The organism is Streptomyces beihaiensis, from assembly GCF_026274175.1.
In the GTDB taxonomy this organism is placed as follows: Bacteria; Actinomycetota; Actinomycetes; order Streptomycetales; family Streptomycetaceae; genus Streptomyces; species Streptomyces beihaiensis.
In genome coordinates this window covers 1-2,528 of record NZ_JAPHNL010000173.1, presented here as the reverse complement: position 1 = coordinate 2,528, position 2,528 = coordinate 1, and the positions used below count along the sequence as shown (strand labels likewise).

1 protein-coding gene, 1 tRNA gene and 1 other RNA gene are annotated in these 2,528 nt (G+C 71.4%); 1 reads left to right on the top strand and 2 read right to left on the bottom strand.

Annotation, left to right across the window (positions count from 1 at the left end; all coding sequences use genetic code 11):
• A partial coding sequence (locus OFY01_RS16090) for a DNA polymerase III subunit gamma and tau (protein WP_266600459.1) occupies window positions 1-2,195 on the bottom strand: 2,195 nt, incomplete at its 3' end.
• 45 nt (window positions 2,196-2,240) lie between these two features.
• An RNA gene (gene ffs / locus OFY01_RS16085) (signal recognition particle sRNA small type) lies at window positions 2,241-2,339 on the bottom strand.
• A gap of 72 nt (window positions 2,340-2,411) precedes the next feature.
• Between ffs and OFY01_RS16080 the strand changes: the two genes are divergently transcribed.
• A tRNA-Ser gene (locus OFY01_RS16080) sits at window positions 2,412-2,499 on the top strand.
• Window positions 2,500-2,528 lie beyond the last annotated feature (29 nt).

Genomic DNA, 2,528 nt, shown 5'->3' with positions numbered 1-2,528 from the left:
GGGCCGGACGAGCCTGCGCCGCCCGGACCCTGCTGGGCGTAGGCGCCCGACACGGAACCGGACGGCCCCGCCCCGTACCCGCCTCCTCCGCCGCCGGAGGGCGGGGGCGGGGCGGAACCGCCGCCCGCGGCGTCGACGACCGCGTCGATCTTCCACTGCACGCCGAACTGTTCGTGCAGGGCCGCCTTCAGTACGTCCTCGCTGCCGCTGCTCACGAAGTTGTCGCGCGCGCCCGCGTTGACGAAACCGAGTTGCAAGGTGGCCCCGTCGAAGCCTGTGACCTGTGCGTTCTGGCTGAGCAGGATCCAGGTGAAGCGGCGCTTGTTCTTCACCACTTCCAGGATGTTCGGCCAGAGCGTACGGGGATCGGGCACGCCGGGAGGCGGCGGCGCGGCGGCCTGCGGCGGGGCGGCCGACTGGGGCGCGGCGGCCCGGGCCTGCGAACGAGCGGCCCCGCCCTCACCTCCCGCCGGAGCGGCCGTGGGCCAGCCACCCGGCCGACGCCCGCCGCCCGCGGGGGCAGCGGTGGGCCAGGCACCGGCGGCGCCTTGAGCGTCGGCCCCGGAGACATCCGAGGCGGATGACGCGGAAGCAGGGGCAGGAGCAGAGACAGAGCGAGAAGTAGCAGCAGGGGCAGGAGCAGGAGCGGCGGCAGGGCCAGAGGCAGAACCCCGCTCCCCCCCATGACTCGACACGGCCCCATCGCGTACAGCGGCCCGAGCAGCGGCGGGCCCGCCACCGGGCGCCACGGCACCGCTACCGACACCAGCACCAGCACCTGCGCCCGCACCGGCACCGGCACCGGCACCGGCGCCCGCACCGACACCAGCACCAGCACCAGCGCCCGCACCGGCACCGGCACCGGCACCGGCACCGGGCAGGCCACCATGCACGCCCCCAGGCACGCCCCCAGTCGCTCCAGGAGCCCCACCAGCCGCGGGAGCCCCGAAGGCCCCGGGGGCGGCATGCGGATCGGCCCCGGGAACGTACGCCATGGCAGCCCCGGCACCGGACACCGGCCCGCCCGGCGTGAACACGCCACCACGCTCGAGCCGATCGAGGCGCGCCATGACGGAACGCTCGTCGTCGTACGCGGCCGGCAGCAGCACGCGCGCGCAGATCAGCTCCAACTGCAGCCGCGGCGAGTTGGCGCCGCGCATCTCCGTCAGCCCCTCGTTGACCAGGTCGGCGGCGCGGCTGAGCTCGGCCGCGCCGAACGTGCCGGCCTGGGCCTGCATTCGCTCGACGACGTCAGCCGGGGCGTCGATGAGCCCCTTCTCGACGGCGTCCGGAACGGCGGCGAGGATCACCAGATCCCGCAGGCGCTCCAGCAGATCGGTGACGAATCGCCGTGGGTCGTTTCCGCCTTCGATGACCCGGTCGACGACCTCGAAAGCGGCGGCGCCGTCCCCGGTGGCGAAGGCCTCGACGACGGAATCGAGCAGCGACCCTTCCGTGTAGCCCAGCAGCCCGGTGGCCATGGCATACGTCACACCCTCATCGCCGGCACCGGCGAGAAGCTGATCCATGACGGACATGGAGTCACGCACGGACCCGCCGCCCGCACGCACCACGAGGGGCAGCACCCCGTCCTCGATGGGGATGTCCTCCTTGGCGCACACCTCGCCCAGGTAGTCGCGCAAGGTCCCCGGCGGCACGAGCCGGAACGGGTAGTGATGGGTCCGCGACCGGATGGTCCCGATGACCTTCTCGGGCTCAGTGGTGGCGAAAACGAACTTCAGGTGCTCCGGCGGCTCCTCGACGACCTTCAGGAGCGCGTTGAACCCCGCCGACGTGACCATGTGGGCCTCGTCGATGATGTAGATCTTGTAGCGGCTGCTCGCGGGCCCGAAGAACGCCTTCTCGCGCAGCTCACGCGCGTCGTCCACACCACCGTGCGACGCCGCGTCGATCTCGATGACATCGATCGACCCCGGCCCGTTGCGCGCGAGGTCGCGGCAGGACTGGCACTCCCCGCACGGGTCGGGGGTAGGGCCTTGCTCACAGTTCAGGCAGCGGGCCAGGATCCGCGCGCTGGTGGTCTTGCCGCAGCCGCGCGGACCGCTGAACAGGTACGCGTGATTGACCCGGTTGTTCCGCAAGGCCTGCTGCAACGGGGCAGTGACATGCTCCTGCCCAATGACCTCGGCGAACGACTCCGGGCGATAGCGGCGGTACAGCGCGAGAGACGACACGCATACGAGGTTATAGGCGCCCACTGACAACCAGCCCCGCCCGGGAACGCAAGCGCCCCTCACGCACCCGCCAGAGCCGACCTACCCTTGCTGCCTTCCGGCCCTGGGGGAGTTCAGTCAGATAGCGCCACGTGAGGGGCTCCGCACAGAGTACATGCTCAGAGCCGTGGGGAACGAGTTCGCGAGCACCCCTTCCGGTCATGTAATGTCTCCGGCGGAGGATTCGCCTAGAGGCCTAGGGCGCACGCTTGGAAAGCGTGTTGGGGGCAACCCCTCACGAGTTCGAATCTCGTATCCTCCGCCAGTGCCTCACCGGGCACGTTGTCGAAGGGC